Annotated in this window: 13 protein-coding genes; 6 read left to right on the plus strand and 7 right to left on the minus strand. The window is 50.6% G+C overall.

What is annotated here, in order from left to right:
* Positions 1-10: 10 nt before the first annotated feature.
* Entirely contained in the window at positions 11-871 is an 861-nt protein-coding gene (locus P2W70_RS02940) for an oxidoreductase (RefSeq protein ID WP_276479928.1), read from the minus strand.
* A gap of 113 nt (positions 872-984) precedes the next feature.
* Between P2W70_RS02940 and P2W70_RS02945 the strand changes: the two genes are divergently transcribed.
* Complete coding sequence (locus P2W70_RS02945) at positions 985-2370, plus strand: prenyltransferase/squalene oxidase repeat-containing protein (RefSeq protein WP_276479929.1); 1386 nt, start codon at positions 985-987, stop codon at positions 2368-2370.
* Between the two features lie 120 nt (positions 2371-2490).
* Here P2W70_RS02945 and P2W70_RS02950 read toward each other — a convergent pair whose 3' ends face one another.
* The 3 genes from P2W70_RS02950 to P2W70_RS02960 form a co-directional block, all read right to left on the minus strand.
* Complete coding sequence (locus tag P2W70_RS02950; protein ID WP_276479930.1) at positions 2491-3393, minus strand: helix-turn-helix domain-containing protein; 903 nt, start codon at positions 3391-3393, stop codon at positions 2491-2493.
* A gap of 782 nt (positions 3394-4175) precedes the next feature.
* Positions 4176-4934: a phosphoglycerol geranylgeranyltransferase gene (locus tag P2W70_RS02955; protein WP_276479931.1), complete on the minus strand. Its 759-nt coding sequence runs from the start codon at positions 4932-4934 to the stop codon at positions 4176-4178.
* A 79-nt stretch (positions 4935-5013) separates the two neighbouring features.
* Positions 5014-5775, minus strand: a complete 762-nt coding sequence (locus tag P2W70_RS02960) for a DUF2490 domain-containing protein (protein ID WP_276479932.1) — start codon at positions 5773-5775, stop codon at positions 5014-5016.
* A 556-nt stretch (positions 5776-6331) separates the two neighbouring features.
* On the opposite strand from P2W70_RS02960, the gene P2W70_RS02965 reads away from it, so the two are divergent.
* The 3 genes from P2W70_RS02965 (at position 6332) to P2W70_RS02975 (ending at position 10481) form a co-directional block, all read left to right on the plus strand.
* Positions 6332-9712, plus strand: a complete 3381-nt coding sequence (locus tag P2W70_RS02965; RefSeq protein WP_276479933.1) for a vitamin B12-dependent ribonucleotide reductase — start codon at positions 6332-6334, stop codon at positions 9710-9712.
* Positions 9713-10151: 439 nt separating this feature from the next.
* On the plus strand, positions 10152-10274 hold the full coding sequence (locus P2W70_RS02970) for a hypothetical protein (RefSeq protein ID WP_276479934.1): 123 nt from the start codon (positions 10152-10154) through the stop codon (positions 10272-10274).
* Positions 10275-10358: 84 nt separating this feature from the next.
* A complete protein-coding gene (locus P2W70_RS02975; RefSeq protein ID WP_276479935.1) occupies positions 10359-10481 on the plus strand; it encodes a hypothetical protein in 123 nt (40 codons plus the stop codon).
* 269 nt (positions 10482-10750) lie between these two features.
* Here P2W70_RS02975 and P2W70_RS02980 read toward each other — a convergent pair whose 3' ends face one another.
* A complete protein-coding gene (locus tag P2W70_RS02980) occupies positions 10751-13168 on the minus strand; it encodes a hypothetical protein (RefSeq protein ID WP_276479936.1) in 2418 nt (805 codons plus the stop codon).
* A complete protein-coding gene (locus P2W70_RS02985) occupies positions 13134-14189 on the minus strand; it encodes a hypothetical protein (protein ID WP_276479937.1) in 1056 nt (351 codons plus the stop codon). Before P2W70_RS02985 ends, P2W70_RS02980 begins: the two co-directional genes overlap by 35 nt.
* A gap of 68 nt (positions 14190-14257) precedes the next feature.
* Between P2W70_RS02985 and P2W70_RS02990 the strand changes: the two genes are divergently transcribed.
* A complete protein-coding gene (locus tag P2W70_RS02990; RefSeq protein WP_276479938.1) occupies positions 14258-14737 on the plus strand; it encodes a YcxB family protein in 480 nt (159 codons plus the stop codon).
* Between the two features lie 121 nt (positions 14738-14858).
* On the opposite strand, the gene gldB is transcribed toward P2W70_RS02990, so the two are convergent.
* A complete protein-coding gene (gldB, locus tag P2W70_RS02995; RefSeq protein WP_276479939.1) occupies positions 14859-15899 on the minus strand; it encodes a gliding motility lipoprotein GldB in 1041 nt (346 codons plus the stop codon).
* A 142-nt stretch (positions 15900-16041) separates the two neighbouring features.
* Here gldB and P2W70_RS03000 point away from each other — a divergent pair, with 142 nt between their 5' ends.
* Entirely contained in the window at positions 16042-17814 is a 1773-nt protein-coding gene (locus P2W70_RS03000; protein ID WP_276479940.1) for an NAD+ synthase, read from the plus strand.
* Positions 17815-17847 lie beyond the last annotated feature (33 nt).

Consider the following 17847-nt stretch of genomic DNA (forward strand, 5'->3'; position numbering starts at 1 on the left):
TAGGTAACGACTATGCTTCTGCCGGTTGTTCTGTAAAGGCGGTGGAGACGGTTACTGCTTTCCAGGTTTCCATTTCGGTCTGTACGGCGTTGATTTTGTCGACCGCCAGTTGAAAGGCATCGCTGCCGAGAAACAAGTGCAGGGGAGGATTTTTGCTGGTAGCCACTTCAATGAGTGCTTTTGCTGCTTTGACAGGATCGCCCATCTGGTTGCCATTGATCTGGTGCTGGTGTGCTGCCTGTACTTCACGGACTACCTTATACGCCTCGATGGGATTGGAGGGTACCGCGAAGGAACCTTGCGACAGGAACTGTGTTCTGAAATAACCAGGCGATACGATGGTGGCATGTATGCCGAAGGACCTGATCTCAGCCGACAGCGATTCCGTCAATCCTTCTACGGCGAACTTGGTGGCGCAGTAAATACCAAAGCCGGGGAAATTGCCGGTGAAGCCGCCGATGGAAGAGATGTTGAAGATATGACCGGATTGTTGCGCTCTCAGGTAAGGCATCACTCTGCGAATGATGTTGAGGGTGCCGAATACATTCACATCAAAATTTTTGCGGGCTTCTGTATCAGAGAGCTCCTCCAGGCTACCGGCCAATCCGTACCCTGCGTTGTTGACCACTACATCCAGCTGGCCAAACAGGTTGATCGTTTCATCGATGGCTTTCTGTATGCTGCCTTCATTGTTCAAATCTACCTGTAAGGGAAGAAAATGGTGATCGGTGGTATTGACCGCATCGATCAGTTCCTGTTTGTTGCGGGAGGTGGCTGCTACTGCATAACCTTGTGTCAATAATTCTTGCACCAGTGCAAGACCCAGGCCTTTGGAGGCGCCTGTTACGAGCCATACTTTTGAATTTGCCATAGTTGTTTGTTTTATGAATACAAAGCTACAATGGCCTGGCGCCGCTGTTGTTGCGGCTTTCAAAGCAAACATTACGAAATTCAAACCGGGGGCTGATTTTTATTTGCAAGGCTTTGTGTAATGGTGTCATCAGGCGCATCTCCTCCACGCTATACCCCAATATCTTTATCCTGAAATACCTGAAAAGCAGGGGCAGGGCCACTGCGGCCATTGAACAGAGAGCCCTGAAGTATATCCGCTCGGGGTACCGGAAGCTGCTGTCATTTGAAACCAGCAGTGGTGGCTTTGAATGGTTTGGCCGGGCACCGGGTCACCTGGGCCTTACGGCTTATGGTGTGCTGCAGTTTACCGATATGAAAGCGTTTACAGAGGTAGATGATAAGATGCTGCGGCGAACCAGGGAATTCCTGTTTCGTCACCGCGATTCGATAGGTGGCTTTCAGCATGTAAAGGGCGCCTATGGCCGGTTCGCGCACATGCAGTCGGCGGCCGCAGACGCTTACATTGTGTATGCCCTGAGCAACGCAGGTATGGGCGCGGAGATCACCCAACAGTACGATACGGCCGTGCAAAAGGCGTTGCGTTTGAAAGACGGCTACCTGGTGACGTTGATGGCCAATGCAGCTGTTTACCAGAAGAAGGAAAGTGATTACCAGCGGCTGATCAAACTGGCCAACAGGCTATACCGCGATAGCGGGTTGAAAGCCTCCACGGGTATGGTGGGCAGTTATGGCGAATCGCTCCGGACGGAAGTGCTGGCTTTGTATGCTATGGCGCTGATGCACGACAAGCTGACCGACAAGGAGGTACTGTACAAGGTCTTTGGGGGAATGCTGGAGAAACGGGTGACTGGATTTTATGGCTCTACACAATCGATCGTTCTTACGCTCGAGGCCGTTACCCAATACAGGGACTTTATCAGGGATCTTACCGACGATGTGGTGATCGATTTCTCGGTCAATGAGAATTACACCAGTGTGGGCAGTTTTTCCAATTTCATGTTGCGGACTGGCGACAACGTGTTGACGGTGCGGTATGACAAGGGCAGCAGTTTTGTACCCTATGAGTTTGAAGCGCAATACCATACTTACCGGCCGCCTTCCCGCGACCGCACGGTGGTCGCATTGACTACACAACTTGGTGATACCGTTGCCCGGGTGGGATCGACCGTGCGCATGGAGGTGGCCGTAACCAACCTGGAGCAAAACGCACAGCCCATGGTAGTAGCCCGCATTGGTATTCCGGCGGGGTTGACGGCGCAAACCTGGCAGCTCAAGGAGATGACGGAGAAGCAGCAGGTGTCGTATTATGAGATCTTCGACAATTGGCTGGTATTTTACTGGACAGATTTCAAACCGGCTGAAGTGAAAAAGATCAGTCTCGACCTGAAGGCCGAAATAGGAGGTACCTTCAAAGGCAAAGCCAGCAATGTGTATCTATACTATACACCCGAAGAAAAACAGTGGAACGAGGGCGTCGGTATCCGGATTGATCCCTGAGTTCCGGGCAGGTGTGGACCAGGTGTCTACTGACCAGCAAGCCGGTTGCGAGATGCTCTGGTGTTAGTTGCTTCGATAAGCTAAGGATGTCAACCGCGCCCATTACGAAACACTCCGCTACTAGGCATTCCGGTAAGCTGTCGGTGTCAACGCCACTTGCTTTTTGAAGAAATTATTGAAGTGGGCTGGTTCTTCAAATCCCAGGCAATAACTGATCTCGGATATATTCCAGGTGGTGTGCTTGAGCAGGGCTTTGGCTTCTGCCACCAGTCGCTCGAATATATGTTCGGAGGTCGTTCTGCCTGTCGTTTCCTTGATCGCCCTGTTGAGGTGATTGACGTGTACCGCCAGTTGCTGTGCAAAATCATTCGCCGAACGAAGGGTGAATCGTTGTGAGGTCGATTCAATCGGAAACTGTCTTTCCAGCAATTCTGTAAACACGGCCGTTATACGTGCCTTGGCATTGGCATGTTGATACAGCGACTCGGTAGGCTGTACTTTCAGGGCGAAGTGGATGAGTTCCGTCACATAATTGCGCAACAGGTCGTATTTGTACACGTAGTCGGAATTGATCTCTTCCTGCATTTTGCGAAAGATATCCGACACCTGGCGGTCCTGTTCCGGCGTTAGCGGGTAAGCGGGTTTTCCGCCCGGGGCAAACATGGGGAAATCCTGGATACCGCCCCGCATACGACCATTGAAGAAGCCGTCGGTAAAGATGCAGAAAAAGCCGGTGACGCCCTCCGTAGCACAATCCCAGGCATAAGGCACATTGGGATTGAAAAACATAAGGGTAGTGCCCGATACCTCGATGCTTTTGTCGGCATAGTGACAGACATTGTTGCCCCGCATCATACTCACCTTGTAAAATTCACGGCGGCTATATTTGGGCGGCACCCCCTTGGGATAAATATTGTCTTCAATGGTGAACACATTAAAGTGGCCAATATCCTGCTTCAGGTTGTTGGGCAGGTGCTGGAATTTATTTTGGTAAAAGTCCTCTAAGGTTTCTGCTTTCTCCATGATCATAATACGAACATTTTAGCGGTGTATAATGCGGAGTTCCGAGGTGGCTATGCGCTACAAAGCTACGATGCGGGGTTGCGCACCGGCTTACGCTTTTCAAACAGTCTATTGCAAAATTCAAACATCGGCCGGGCGAGATTTGTTCGCCAATCCCCGGCCAGGGCTATTTGCGACCTGCCGGAAGGGCTGGAGGGCATGTATGGGAAGGATGCTTGAAAGGGGCCATGGATGGCGGATAAGATTTCCCTAGGATTGCCGAATTCCCCGCTAGGAAGCCTGTTCCTCCTGGATTGGTCCTACGCTCTTAGGGCTATCCCAGGGTCATCTTAGGGTCTTGCCAGGCTTTCTACCCAAGGAAAACCCTAGGATAACCCTAGGATGACCCTAAGATGACCCTGGGATGACCCTGGGATGGAAGGTCCTACAGCGAAGGAAGAGAGGTCGAAAAAAGGCCCGTAACCGGCCGCCTTGATAGCGGTACGGGTACTCTGGTAGCTTCCGCTATGGCGTTCGATGCCCGAAAAGGCACCTGGGCATGTATACCAGCATAGGTTTATTGGTAAGCAGCAGGCAGCGGGCTGGTCAATGCCAGCCTGACAGAAAAAGAATGTGGGGCGATTGTCAGTGCGAATGTGCTGTGGGCACAAGCAGGATCAGGAATACCTGCAGCATACCCACCATTCAACAATTGGTAAGAAAAGGAAGAGAGATTACCAAGGCCAGGCAGCAAGTGGTCAGCCGATCGGGAGATCGCTGCTATTAAGGTATATGCTCGTTGATTAAGAAGTCTTTACGGGAACCGAGTGGATAGCTGCGCTCATTTCACGGATCAGCGAAGCGTCTTTTTCAATGGCATTGCCAATGACGATAACGTCGGCGCCGGCCTTGCAATTGAGGTAAGCTTTTTCGGGGTTGGTGATGCCGCCGCCTATAATGAGGGGAGCTTCGATCACCTGGGATACTTTTTCGATCATGCTTTCGGTGATCGGGCGGCGGGCGCCGCTGCCGGCATCCATATAGATGACTTTCATACCCAGCATTTCGCCGGCCATGGCAGTGCACATGGCAATTTCGTTCTTGTCAGCGGGTATGGGTGCCGTATTGCTGATGTAAGAAACGGTGGTAGGGGCCCCGCCATCGATGACCATATAGCCCGTAGAAATGATCTCCAGGCCACTTTGCTTCACGAAAGGGGCAGAAATAACGTGTTGACCGATCAGTAATTCGGGATTGCGTCCGGAAATGACCGCGAGATATAAAAGGGCGTCCGCATACCGGGTAACCTGGGAGGGACTGCCGGGAAATAAAAGTACAGGGATATCGCAGTTGCGCTTGATTTGCTGCACCACTTCATCCAACTGATTGGAAATGACCAAACTACCGCCTACGAAAAGGTAATCTACGCCTGCATCCACCGCCAGGGTGGTCAGCTCGTCAATTTTTGTCGCGTTCACCTTATCGGGATCAATGAGTACGGCAAACGACTTATGTCCTTTCGCTTTCTGTAGTAGTAAAGATTGATAGATGCGATTCGTCATGCCTTAGCTATTGGATCTATTACAAAAATGCGAAAAGTTTTTGGCTTTCACGCAGTTAATTAAGTATGTGGATAATCCTTTATAAACGTACGTAAGTGGCCAGCTGAACGATGTGGTTGTTTACAAAGTTGTCTCCACGGCCATTTATGTACTGATTCATATAGCCCATTTCAGCATCGAAGCTCTTATGGAACCGATATCCTAAAGCAATATAGGCCCTGTTTTGATCGAAAAACTTACCATTTACCGCCGATTTATCGCCAAAATTGAAAAATAGTTCATTCTGTAATGCGAGAAAGGGGGCTTTCCCGGAGGCAGACCAGGGAATCAGGGGCGTCACGTCTCTGATGAAATAGCGAAGTCTGTTAGCGTAGAGATTGCCATCGTGTTTCAAATCCTGGCCATCAGGCTGTGATTTGAGGAGGAATCGCTGTTCTACCCTAAAACGATGTGCCAGGGTCCCCTTTCTGGCATGGGCACCCTTCCCGATCGTCAAAGGATGTGAGAGCAAGAATTGTTCCCAAATGCGGTGTTCAGGAGCGTACCCGGTAACCTGACCTACCGTGCGGCGATAATGGATATAGGCGTAGCCAGCGGTAAAAACCGATTTTTTGCTGGCGTGGTAGTTCAACCCGGCACGGAGCAACAGGGAAGATACATGCTGCAGCTGGTCGGTACTGCGCAACTGGAAGTCGGAATGTATGCTGAACCTGGTATTGATCTTGACGGTATTGAAATCGGCCAGCCAGCCGGATAATTGGGTTTGCGGTGGCGTTTGGGCCTGCAGGCCATGGAAGGTAGCCAGCAATAAAACAAGCGTAGTTAGGTTCCGGTAGTTCATGCGTGCAAAAAAACAATAAAACGGCTAATGCATCGACATGAATATTGGGTGATCAATTAAAATACTGTTAAGGTTCTGCGTATTTACTGCATTGCGGCGTCTGCTTTAGGCGGGTGACCGGCCTTTTCGTTTTTCTAGCCTCAATATTGCAGCATACGTTTTCTTACTCCAACCTATGTTCACCGACTAACGATACAATGCGTCAATAGATGATGACACTGGTAAGGTGCATGATGGTAAACAATATGATAGAGGAGCTGTTTTGATTGTCGAAGATCTACGTTTCGCAGACAGTGATTTTACTATGATCGGGTTCTTATAACATAACTTTTTTATCGTTCTCAGCCAAATCTATTTTTTGCTGAAACCCTTGCCAGAAGCGCGTGTCGCGAGAAACGCACTGCCAGTGTGGGCTACGGAATTCTACGGTTCCTTTTTCCACAAAGTGTGCATATTTATGGGATTGGATTATGGGTATAGGAAGATACTTTCGTCTCCTCCTACCCTCCTGATAGCAACTATTTTCTTTAATGTAAACTCATTAATTACTAGCCTTATGTCTACCAAAAAGCAATCTCCGAAGGGCTTGCCGTTCAGCCGTCGTTTTACGCGGGATGATATCAGCGTGTTTGATCAGTTTGAGTACGATTATCGTTCGTCGGTTATCCGTAATCCGAGTGGTGAGGTTGTTTTTGAAATGACAAATGTGGAGGTGCCCAAGCAGTGGAGCCAGATCGCAACAGATATCCTTGCACAAAAATATTTTCGTAAAGCCGGTGTACCACAACCCGATGGCTCGCTGGGCCGCGAAACTTCTATCAAGCAGGTGGCACATCGCATGGCCAATTGCTGGCGGGTATGGGGCGAGCGATATGGCTATTTCGCTTCTGCGCAAGATGCACAGGTTTTTTATGAAGAGCTGGTGTATTGTATCATCAACCAGGCCTGTACCCCCAATAGTCCGCAATGGTTCAATACCGGATTGCACGAAAGCTACGGCATTACCGGTAAGCCACAGGGGCACTATTTTGTTGATGAGAAAGATGGACAATTAAAAAAGTCTACGTCTGCCTATGAACGTCCCCAGCCGCACGCTTGCTTTATCCTCAGTGTTAGTGACGACCTGGTCAACGATGGCGGTATCATGGACCTCTGGGTGCGTGAAGCCCGCATCTTTAAATATGGTAGCGGCGTAGGCACCAATTTCTCCCAGATCCGTGGTGAAGGCGAAAAACTCAGTGGCGGCGGTACTTCCAGCGGCCTCATGAGTTTTCTGAAGATTGGTGACCGTGCTGCCGGTGCTATCAAAAGCGGTGGCACTACCCGCCGTGCAGCGAAGATGGTCTGCCTCGACCTCGACCATCCCGAGATCATGGATTTCATCAACTGGAAAGTAGAAGAAGAAAAGAAAGTAGGCGCGCTCATCAATGCCGGTTATGCCAGCGATTATGAGGGCGAAGCCTACCGTACCGTTAGTGGCCAGAATTCCAACAACTCGGTTCGTATCCCCAATGAATTCTTTGCCAAGCTGGATGCCGGGGAAGACTGGGAGCTCAAAGCCCGCATGGATGGCCGCGTGATGAAGCGTATACCCGCCAAGGAAGTCTGGAACCAGATCTCCTACGCCGCCTGGCGTTGCGCCGATCCCGGTACGCAATACGATACTACTATCAATGAATGGCATACCTGTCCGCAGGGTGGTCGCATCAATGCTTCCAACCCCTGCAGCGAGTATATGTTCTTAGACAATACGGCCTGTAACCTTGCCTCTGCCAATCTCCGTAAGTTTTACGATGAGACAACCAACACGTTCGATGTAGAAGGATTCGAGTACACCTGTCGCCTTTGGACAGTGGTACTCGAAGTGTCGGTGCTCATGGCGCAGTTCCCCTCCAAGGAAGTGGCGCAGCTCAGCTTCGATTACCGCACCCTCGGTTTGGGTTATGCCAACCTGGGCTCCATGCTGATGGTAATGGGTATCCCTTATGACAGCGAAGAGGCCCGCGGCATCGCCGGCGCTATCACTGCGATCATGACGGGGGTGGCGTACAAGACTTCGGCCGAGCTGGCTTCTATCCTGGGGCCTTTTGCGAAGTATGAAGAAAACAAGCAAGACATGCTGCGCGTTATGCGCAACCACCGCCTGGCTGCCTACGATGCCAGCGAGTACGAAAAGCTGAGCATCAAACCCGTAGGTATCAAAGCACAATATTGCCCGGCATACCTGCTGAAAGCTGCCACCAAGGCCTGGGACGATGCCGTACAGCTCGGTGAGCAATATGGCTATCGCAATGCCCAAACCACGGTGATTGCGCCCACCGGCACCATTGGCCTGGTCATGGATTGCGATACTACCGGCGTAGAGCCCGACTTTGCCCTGGTCAAGTTCAAGAAGCTCAGCGGCGGCGGTTATTTCAAGATCATCAACCAGTCGGTGCCTACGGCGCTGAAAAATCTGGGTTACCGCAACAATGAGATCGATGCGATCGTGAAATATGCGGTAGGTGCTGGCTCGTTTGCCGGTGCACCGCACATCAATCACCAGACCCTCAGCGAAAAAGGCTTTATCGCCGACGAGATCAAAAAGCTCGATGCGGCGGTGGGTTCGGCTTTCGAGATCGGCTTTGTATTCAATGTATACAACCTGGGCGAAGAATGCCTGCAACGCCTGGGCTTCAAGCCCGAGCAATATTTTAACTTCGAATGGAGTCTGCTGGAAGCACTGGGCTTCAGCGACGAGCAGATCGAAGCAGCCAATGATTATGTGTGCGGTACCATGACGGTAGAGGGCGCTCCTTATTTAAAGAATGAGCACCTGCCCGTATTTGATTGCGCCAATAAGTGCGGTCAGAAAGGGGTGCGATATATCCATGCGCATGGCCACATCCGTATGATGGCGGGTACGCAACCCTTCCTGAGCGGCGCTATTTCCAAGACCATCAACTTGCCCAACGAGGCCTCGATAGAAGAGATTTCCGATTCTTACAGGATGAGCTGGCAGCTGGGCCTCAAAGCCTGTGCCCTGTACCGTGATGGTTCCAAGCTGAGCCAGCCGCTGAGCAATAAGAGCGACAAGAAAAAGAAAACGGATGTCGCCGAAGAAGCGAAGGCCGCAGACGTGTTGACCGAAGAGCAGCCGCTGTCGCAGATCGTCGATATGAGTAAGCTTACGATCGAGGAATTGTTAGAAGAAGTACAAAAACGTGTACAAGCCTCTCCCGATACCAAACTAAAACGCGAACTGGCCCGTATAGTGGAAAGGAGAAAGCTGCCGGCCAAGCGCCGGGGCTTTACCCAGAAGGCAAAAATCAACGGCCAGGCCATGTTCCTGCGCACCGGAGAATATGCCGATGGCACGGTAGGGGAGATCTTTATCGATATGGCCAAAGAAGGAGCTACCATGCGCAGCATGCTCAACTGCTTCGCCATTTCGATCAGTATTGGTCTTCAATATGGTGTTCCGCTGGAGGAGTTTGTAGAGAAATTTGTTTTCACCCGGTTCGAGCCAGCCGGTATGGTAGACCATCCCAATATCAAGAGTACGACCTCGATCGTCGACTTTATATTCCGGGCATTGGCTTATGAATACCTGAACCGTACCGACCTGGTACATGTGCTGGATAAGCCGGAAGTGATGAATACGGGTGCTGATGACTGGGATGATATTCCTACTTCCCTGGAGTACGATCAGGCGAAACCGGAGTTGAGCGATGTGCGGATACTGGCGGGGTCCAGGAGCAACAAACCTGCGGATGTCGATCCGGTAAAGTCTTCCTATCGCCCGGTCAAGGCGGAGGCCAGCATGGATGCGGTAAATGCGGCAGCGAAGAGTATGCAGAGCGATGCACCGGCCTGTAACACCTGTGGTCATATTACCATTCGCAGTGGTACCTGCTACAAGTGTTTGAACTGCGGCAACAGCATGGGCTGCAGTTAAGCAACGAACCTATGACCTGGCTTGTCAGGGGCTGAAAGGAAATGGTCACCCGGCCGCCAGGCCACTCAATATATTGGACGGTTTATAAAACATAAACTACATCCGCTCATGTCTATGGGCGGATTTTTTTATGGGCCTATGGGGGTGCGGCCGGGGATGGGGTTGGAGGCGGTCAAAAACCCCAGGGTACCTTTGAAAAGGGGCCAATCCCGGCCCTGGAACCCATTCCCAGCTTCCCATTTTCCCATCCAATTCCCGGTGTGGGAAATAAACCGGGTTCTGGCACGTTTATCATTTATCAAATAGGGTTGGCGAACCAAAACGATTTCAGGCAGTTAGGTACCGGCTGGCAATGCGTCGAAAAACTGGCACCCTTTTCACAACTATGCTGGTACAATTGGATTCGTTAACCCTGATACAAAAAACAATTCTGGACGTTATGAAAAAGTTACTCTTCGCCATCGCCGTTATCACCATGATTGCTTCTACTTCTTGCAGCCGTTTCATCTCTCCCTTCCAAGCTGCTAACGGTAAAGCTAAATGCGGTCGTGGTCTGCGCTAATTGGACGCAGCCTACTTTTCACAACTACACCTGGACTTATTGGATTCGTAAACCTTGTTATAAAATAAATCAACTCTGGACATCATGAAAAAGTTACTCTTCGCCATCGCCGTCATCACCCTAATCACTTCTACCTCTTGCAGCCGTTTCATCTCCCCCTTCCAGGCTGCTAATGGTAAAGCTAAATGTGGTCGCGGTCTGCGCTAATAGAGGTTACCGATCATCGTGTTCCATAGATCGACTTGATAGCATCTTTTCGTTGGGGGATTAATCAATGGAAAAATGTGTGAGATACGAAAAAGCCCCGGTCCCGATGTTTGTCGGAGCCGGGGCTTTTGATTTATAACAGGTGCCTAACAGGCGGTTCATGATGTTTAAGACCAGGCGGCCATTGTTGGGAGCAGTATCCTCTGCGTTTACCGTTTCACCCACCACCCGCAAGTGTCGCCGGCCAAACTGCCGACTGATCATTGCTGTTATTTCTTCTTCTTTGTCACAAAGTCTTTCAGGTAGCTGCAGGTATTGAAAGCCTCTTTGTAAAAGGCTGTATTGCTGTATTCTTTGGCCAACTGTGGAAAGTGATCCTTATTGGTCTGGATGTTCTGGCTATAGATCTTTTGCAGCTTCTCATACTCGTTGTAGTCCTTGGCCTGTGCCCAGGTTGGAACGGCTATCTGCTTCTGATCGCACTTGGCCATCATGAACAGGCAACGTGCTTTGAAGTTGCGGTCCTGCGATAGATTGAAAGCGTTCTGGTAAAACTCCTCGGCCTTGTACACCCCGTAATATTCTTTATCGCCAGGCTTCATGGCGTCGGGGCCTTTGATGCCGTCGTTGCCACTCCAGTCATAATGTACGAGCATCCAGCTATTGCCCCAGTAGCTCATCTGGTACAGGCCCTTGGCCATCTCATAATATGCTTTCGCCTGTTTCTCCAGGTTGTTGCCGGTGGTCACTTCCTGTTCCAACTGGCGCATTTTGCGGCTGAAGCTGAGTTTGGTGTAGGTCACCGTATCCTGTTTGGTGGGCGCGTGGGTATCGTCGATCAGGTCGGCAAACGGATTGCCGGCGAGGTAAGTCGTGTACACTTCTTTCTTGTAATAGTCAGGGCTCACTTTGGTAAACCATTTCTCTGCCGTAGCGAAATCGAACTGGCGCAGCCAGGTGGTACCGGCCACATCGTTCACATCGTCTTTCGAGAAAGAATTATGCTTCACCAGGTATTGCTCGAAATCGGTGAGTTTCTTCGATTCGATCAGGGCGATCAATCCTTCTACCTGCTGTGCCGTCATCTCGTACCGCAGCATGGTGATGGCATGGGGGCTGCTGTAATAACCCCAGCCATCTTTTACAAACTGGTTGTTGGCCCAGTCGGCCACGCCGATGCACAATACATCTTTGGCATTGCTGGTCTTGCGGTATTTGGTGCTGAGGATATCGCTGAATAGGCGGCGGTAAAACTGGCCATATTCCGCATCATCGGCCGATTTCTTTTCGAGCCATTGTATGGAAGGCAGTATTTGCTTTTCGAAAGCAGCATCGATGGTTTCTTTGGCATTGATGGTCAGTAACAGGTTGCTCATCGCCCACTGATCTTGCTGGGCAGTGGTGAGCGATTGCTTTTTGGCCTCGTCCAATTGTTTGCGCGCTGCTGCATAATCGCCGCTGATGAGCGAGGTGTGCGCTGCTGCCAACAGGTAGATTCCCTTGTCGGTTACTGCTTTGTTGCCCGCCGTCTGTTGGCAGAAGGCTGCCAGTTCCTTGGCCTCGTTGCGATAAGCGTTGTAGGTAGTATCGTTCTTGTCGATCGTGTTGTAGTTGAGCGATACCGATGCTTTGCCCTTGTTGAACTCCAGTGCCGGGGTGAAATAATTCTCCTCTACCTTGTTTACCTCGCGAATGGTGAGGATGGGTAGCATGGCTGCATTGGGGGAAAGTTGGGCGATCTTCTTCAAGGTGGCCATCTCGCGTTGCGGACTGCCGAGGGCGAAGAGGCCGAGCAGGTTGGCCTTGTCTTCGTTGGTCTTGCACAAGGCGAGGCAGGCGTTGCGGTTTTGTTCATCAAAGCGCTTTACACTCCAGTCGAAGCTCATATAGTTCGATACACGCTTTACTTCGCTTTTACTGAAGAGTTGGCTGAAGAGCACCGCCGCTTCGTTGTTTTTGCCCAGGCGCATCAGCGCACCGGCTTTCAGTCCAAGCGACAGGTCGTGTAATATGCTGGGTGTGCTGTTCGTTTGCACCAGTTCATCATACCAGCGGATACAATCTGTGTAACGCTTGCTATAGTGCGCCAGCCGTACGATCTGGTAGGCGAAGCGCAGTTTGATCGCGTTGTTTTTTGCCACGGCATACAGCTGTTGTCCATTCTTGATGAGCTTACCCATTTTGGCGGTATCCCGCTCGATGGGTTCCCAGGCCTGCCAGTTGCCGGTGACATTGGGCTCCACCTGTTTTGCATACATGATGTAGCCGAGCGCTTCGAGGTCCTTATTGTTCATAAAGAACTTCGACATGCCGTTATTCCTGACCGAATCGGGCACCTGCAGCGGCTGGCTCTTCTCGATATGAAAATAGAGGTTGGAAAGGTCCTTGCGGGCATAGTCCACAACAAACGCCTGCGCTTCTTTGGCTGTAAAGCTGTTGTTGCCGTAACCTACCCACTCGGCCGCGGTGACGTCGGACGTTTTTACCGGTTCCTCTTCCTGGTAGAGAAACTGGTAATTGGTGTAGTAAAAGGGCTCATAGCCTTTCACATCGGTATTACGCTTGCTGAAGAAAGACACGTAATAATCATAGGGATCAGCATCGCCGCCAGCACAACCAATGATGTTGTAGGGAAGGGCGAGGCAAACCACATTAATACATACTACTAAACATAGTTTCCAGTTCATTCGTCGAGTACTTATGAAGGGTTAATGAATCGAGATGATAAAGTGCTACCGTAATCTGAGGAGTAACCAGTTTTGATCTGAGTAACCGGGCGGACCGAATGACTTCGGCAAAAGTAGCATCTTCCTGCCGGATCATGTCTCCTTTTTTCAGGCTATACCCCTGTAAAGTGGTATCTACGAGCAGGGTGTATCGATTGCCTTGTTGCACTGCAATGCCGGGTTGCTGCAGTGCTGTGTCGGACAGACCCTGGATCAGTCCTTTGTAGGTCTTGTCCTGGTACAGCACCTTCCAGTCGAATAGCGGAAAGGCTACATCGAGTGGCAACGGATAATGCTGCAGGTTGCCGATGTACTTCGCGAGTTCGTTGGCCTCGAGGATGGAATTGTGGGTGTCGGGGTTCTTGAGGTTACCCATATTGTAACACATCAGCAGGCCACGGTTTACAGGTGGCACCCCGGTCTTTTCCTTGTATTTGCATTGATAGAGACGAATGGTAGCGGATACCTGCTTCTGTTGAAAGAAGGGTAGCTGCTGCAGTGCGGTGAGCAGGGCGAAATAGTTTTGTTGGCTGGTAGCCGTCCAGTCGCAGTCCAATTGAATTTCGGGAATTTGTACAGTAGCCGGCAATTGCTGTGCCAGACGCTGCATCAGTGCGTGCAGGTTGTTGGCGAGCGCGGCAACCTGGCCTGGGGCTATGCGCTGCATACATTCATTGGTGATAAATACCGTAGGGATGATAGCGATGGGGTGTGCGGACAGCCAATTGGTGGCGGAGCCTGTCAGCTGCACTTTGGCGAGGGGCATCGCGTTTTGCGCCACCGGATCCCAGGCCACATCGAAGCATTTGATGTACATTTTTTGTACATGCAGGGTATCCAGGGCCTGCATTTCGCTGGCTGTAAAATGCATCGTCGATTTCCAGTAATAGAATGCGCGTGTGATGGTTTTACGCTGCGCAGCGGGCTGGCAGGCCGTCAATATCAGTGGCAACAATAGCCACCACAGGTGAATGCTTTTCATGCGGGCTCAAAATTACGCCATGGCAGTTTCTCTCTATTCCTTATTTTTACCGCCTTAACCTAGTATGAATGAGTATCCAATTTGGTTATGATAAAAAAGAGGTGATCCAGGCGCTGCGCTATCATTTCTTATCCCGTCCCGAGATCAAAATATTACTGGTATTGGTGAATGTGTTTGCAATCCTGTCGGCTGTGATGTTCAGCCTCAAGAAGATCCAGCCGATCAGTTTCCTGGCTTTCTCGCTGCTTTGGTTCCTGCTGATGCTCGTCATCTGGCGTTTGCTGCCTGGCAGCATTTACCGGCGCTCCGCTACTTTTAAAGACCATTTCATCATGCATTTTGAAGACGATGCCGTGGTGCTGGAAACCGAGCGTGGTGCCAAAGGCTGGCCCTGGAATGCTTTCAGTCATTTCGTAGAAAGCCACTACTTCTTTCACCTGTATTTCGACGCACGTTCCTTTTTCCTGGTACCGAAAGAAGCTTTCAAAGACATTACCGAGCTGCAGCAGGTGCGGGAAATGTTCCGCTCCCGGATTGCCAAAAAGTAAGGGTCGCTGCTCCAAACAGGTAATACGTATCGATCCGCTATGGCAGTAAGAATGGTCTGACAAATGATATCTATAAAAAAAGGCGCCATCCGGCGCCTTTTTTTATATACAGGTTGACCACTTATTTCGGTTTGTATTTGCTTTGCTGGTAGATGTTCATGGCGGGCGTCTGCAACAAGGCAGGTAGGCTCATGTCTTTGTGTTGCTCCATATATTTCTTTACGAGTTGCCAGCCTACAAAATACCCGATGCTGCCGGGCGACCCTTCTCCAAACTCGGGCGTGTTGGGCGCTTCTCCGATGTAATTTTTGGTATAAGAGGGATCATTGTTCAGCAACAGGCTATTGGCGAGGAAGTGATTCCAGATCAGGCCTTCATTCTTCTGGCAGCCCTCCAGCTGTAATTTCGTGTAACCGATCTTCAACGTATCGGGTGTGTTGGGCAGTACCTTGTCCAGGACAAAGAGGCGTTTGCCTTTTTCCACCATCTGTTCGATCAGGGTTTTGCCCGCCACCTTCTCCGGGTAGATATCGTCGATCACATTTTTCAGGCAGTTGACCGTAATGGTAGCTGGCGTAAACCGGCGTGAGATATACGCCGGATACAGCGAACGGCCGATATCGTTGGTGTAAAGGCCATTGTTCTGGCCCAGGTGCAGTTGCAGGCCTACTGCCAGCCCCGCCGACGTGATCGCATCGCCGTAGGAACCAAGGGAGGCCTGGTAAACGGCGTCCATGGGGCCGATGTAAAAAATAAGGCGCTCGGGCGTTTTATATTCGGGGAAATAGTACTTCACGTATTGAAGGCCGTTCTTGACCTCTGTTTCGTAGGTTTTGGTAGACCGGAATACTTTGTTGACAGAATCCCGCACGGGTGCATAGTCGTGGATGAATTGCACGAGCAACCCGGCCGACTGGGCATCCATGAATGGGGAGCCCGGCAGGCCCAGGATGTTTTGACTATAGTCGGGCAGGAAATGCGGGTATAACTGACCCAGTTTTTGCAGGGATGGCTGTAACTGGTTGGTATCGATTTTGAAGAAGTCCTGGTCAAAACGCTCCTCGTTAAGCGTGACGTTGATGTGCGATACGTCGGGGGCGTTTTTATCGCCGCAGGCGAGCAAGGTGCACAGTACCAGGGCCAAAAATCCGGTTCTTTTCATGTGTGACAAACGTTTGGGAGACAACTATGTTGTAAACATAAACCTAATATTCGTTATACATCCTTTATTTGCAGTCCTTTGCGTCTGTAACGGGTAGTCGGGCGGCGTTTGTGCCTATGGCTACATTGATTAAATTTGCAACATGAAGATAGCACTAGCCCAACAGAATTATCATATTGGCAACTTTGAAGACAATACCTGGAAGATCATTGGTGCCATTCAGTATGCCAAATCCCGTGGGGCCGACCTGGTGGTTTTTTCGGAATTGAGCATTTGTGGATATGCACCACGCGACTTTCTCGAATTCAATGATTTCATCAATGAATGTTACCGGGCCATCGACATCATCAAAGAGCATACGGAAGATATTGGTGTGATCGTGGGTAGCCCGATGCGCAACCCAGAAGTAGCCGGGAAAGACCTGTTCAATGCCGCCTGGTTGTTGTATGAAAAGAAAGTGCATGGGGTAGCTAAAAAGACCTTGCTGCCCAACTATGATGTATTTGACGAATACCGATATTTCGAACCGGCCTATGAGCATGCGGTGATTCCCTTCAAAGGCCGCAAGATTGCCCTCACCATCTGTGAGGATATCTGGAACCTGGGCGATAACCCGCTTTACCGCATCGCCCCGATGGACGAGCTGATCAAGCAGCAACCCGACCTGATGATCAATATTTCTGCTTCGCCCTTCGATTATGACCATGACGTAGACCGAATCGAGGTAATGCGCGCCAATGTATTGAAGTATAACCTGCCCCTGTATTATTGCAATGCGGTGGGTTCGCAAACGGAGATCGTATTCGATGGCGGCAGCGTGGTGATGAATGCGCAGGGTGCTGTAGTGAAAGAGATGAAATACTTTGAAGAGGATTTTGCGATCCTCGACGAAGACGATGTGGCCAAATCCACGCAGGCAGGCTTCGAGCCTAATGCCGGTGCCAAGACGACCACCGCCGTAAAGGCCCGCGCTACCCGGCCCGCTGTCATTCATGATGCCGACTTCGACAAAGAAATGCGGGTATCGAAGATCAGCGATCCCAATAAGATCATCGATTACCTCACAGCCGATAAAAACATACGCGAGATACACCAGGCATTGGTATTGGGTATCCGCGATTACTTCCGTAAGATGGGCTTTACCAAAGCTATCCTGGGTTCTTCCGGTGGTATCGACAGCGCAGTGACGCTGGCCATTGCCTGTGAAGCGCTGGGCAAAGACAATGTACGCGCCATCCTGATGCCTTCGCAATACTCTACCGGTCATTCGGTGAGTGATGCCGAACAATTGAGCAAGGCACTGGGTAATCCCTACGATATTGTGCCTATAAAGGAGGTGTATGATGCTTTCCTGTCTTCCTTGAAACCGATCTTCAAGGACCTGCCTTTCAGCCTGGCCGAAGAAAATATCCAAAGCCGCAGCCGCGGCAACCTGCTGATGGCCATTGCCAACAAGTTTGGCTACATTCTGCTTAACACGTCCAATAAAAGTGAGCTGGCGACAGGTTATGGAACTTTGTATGGTGATATGGCTGGTGGGCTGAGTGTGTTGGGTGATGTGTATAAAATGCAGGTATATGCGCTGGCGCGATACATCAACCGCAATGGCGTTATTATTCCAGAGAATATTATCGTAAAGCCACCGTCTGCCGAGCTGCGTCCCGATCAAAAAGACAGTGACAGCCTGCCGGAATATGAGGTGCTCGACAAGGTGTTGTACCAGTACATCGAGCGGCGTCAGGGGCCTAAAGAGATCATTGCGATGGGTATCGATGAAGCGCTTGTGGCGCGTATCCTGAAGATGGTCAACAACAATGAATACAAGCGCAACCAGTTTTGCCCCATCATTCGCGTGAGCTGCAAGGCTTTTGGAGTGGGAAGAAGATTGCCCATTGTCGGCAAGTACCTGAGCTGATGGTGCTCGCATAACGAAACGAAAAGGCCCCGG

The sequence above is a fragment of the Paraflavitalea pollutisoli genome (genome assembly GCF_029360705.1).
Classification (GTDB): Bacteria; Bacteroidota; Bacteroidia; order Chitinophagales; family Chitinophagaceae; genus Paraflavitalea; species Paraflavitalea pollutisoli.

Excerpts from the sequence above, each read along its gene's own strand:
- P2W70_RS02960 (WP_276479932.1), bottom strand. The coding sequence starts at position 5,775 with ATGAACTACCGGAACCTAACTACGCTTGTTTTATTGCTGGCTACCTTC.
- gldB (WP_276479939.1), bottom strand. The coding sequence starts at position 15,899 with ATGAAAAGAACCGGATTTTTGGCCCTGGTACTGTGCACCTTGCTCGCC.
- P2W70_RS02950 (WP_276479930.1), bottom strand. The coding sequence starts at position 3,393 with ATGGAGAAAGCAGAAACCTTAGAGGACTTTTACCAAAATAAATTCCAG.
- P2W70_RS02955 (WP_276479931.1), bottom strand. The coding sequence starts at position 4,934 with ATGACGAATCGCATCTATCAATCTTTACTACTACAGAAAGCGAAAGGA.
- P2W70_RS02980 (WP_276479936.1), bottom strand. The coding sequence starts at position 13,168 with ATGAACTGGAAACTATGTTTAGTAGTATGTATTAATGTGGTTTGCCTC.
- P2W70_RS02985 (WP_276479937.1), bottom strand. The coding sequence starts at position 14,189 with ATGAAAAGCATTCACCTGTGGTGGCTATTGTTGCCACTGATATTGACG.
- P2W70_RS02940 (WP_276479928.1), bottom strand. The coding sequence starts at position 871 with ATGGCAAATTCAAAAGTATGGCTCGTAACAGGCGCCTCCAAAGGCCTG.
- P2W70_RS02965 (WP_276479933.1), top strand. The coding sequence starts at position 6,332 with ATGTCTACCAAAAAGCAATCTCCGAAGGGCTTGCCGTTCAGCCGTCGT.
- P2W70_RS02990 (WP_276479938.1), top strand. The coding sequence starts at position 14,258 with ATGAGTATCCAATTTGGTTATGATAAAAAAGAGGTGATCCAGGCGCTG.
- P2W70_RS02970 (WP_276479934.1), top strand. The coding sequence starts at position 10,152 with ATGAAAAAGTTACTCTTCGCCATCGCCGTTATCACCATGATTGCTTCT.
- P2W70_RS02975 (WP_276479935.1), top strand. The coding sequence starts at position 10,359 with ATGAAAAAGTTACTCTTCGCCATCGCCGTCATCACCCTAATCACTTCT.
- P2W70_RS03000 (WP_276479940.1), top strand. The coding sequence starts at position 16,042 with ATGAAGATAGCACTAGCCCAACAGAATTATCATATTGGCAACTTTGAA.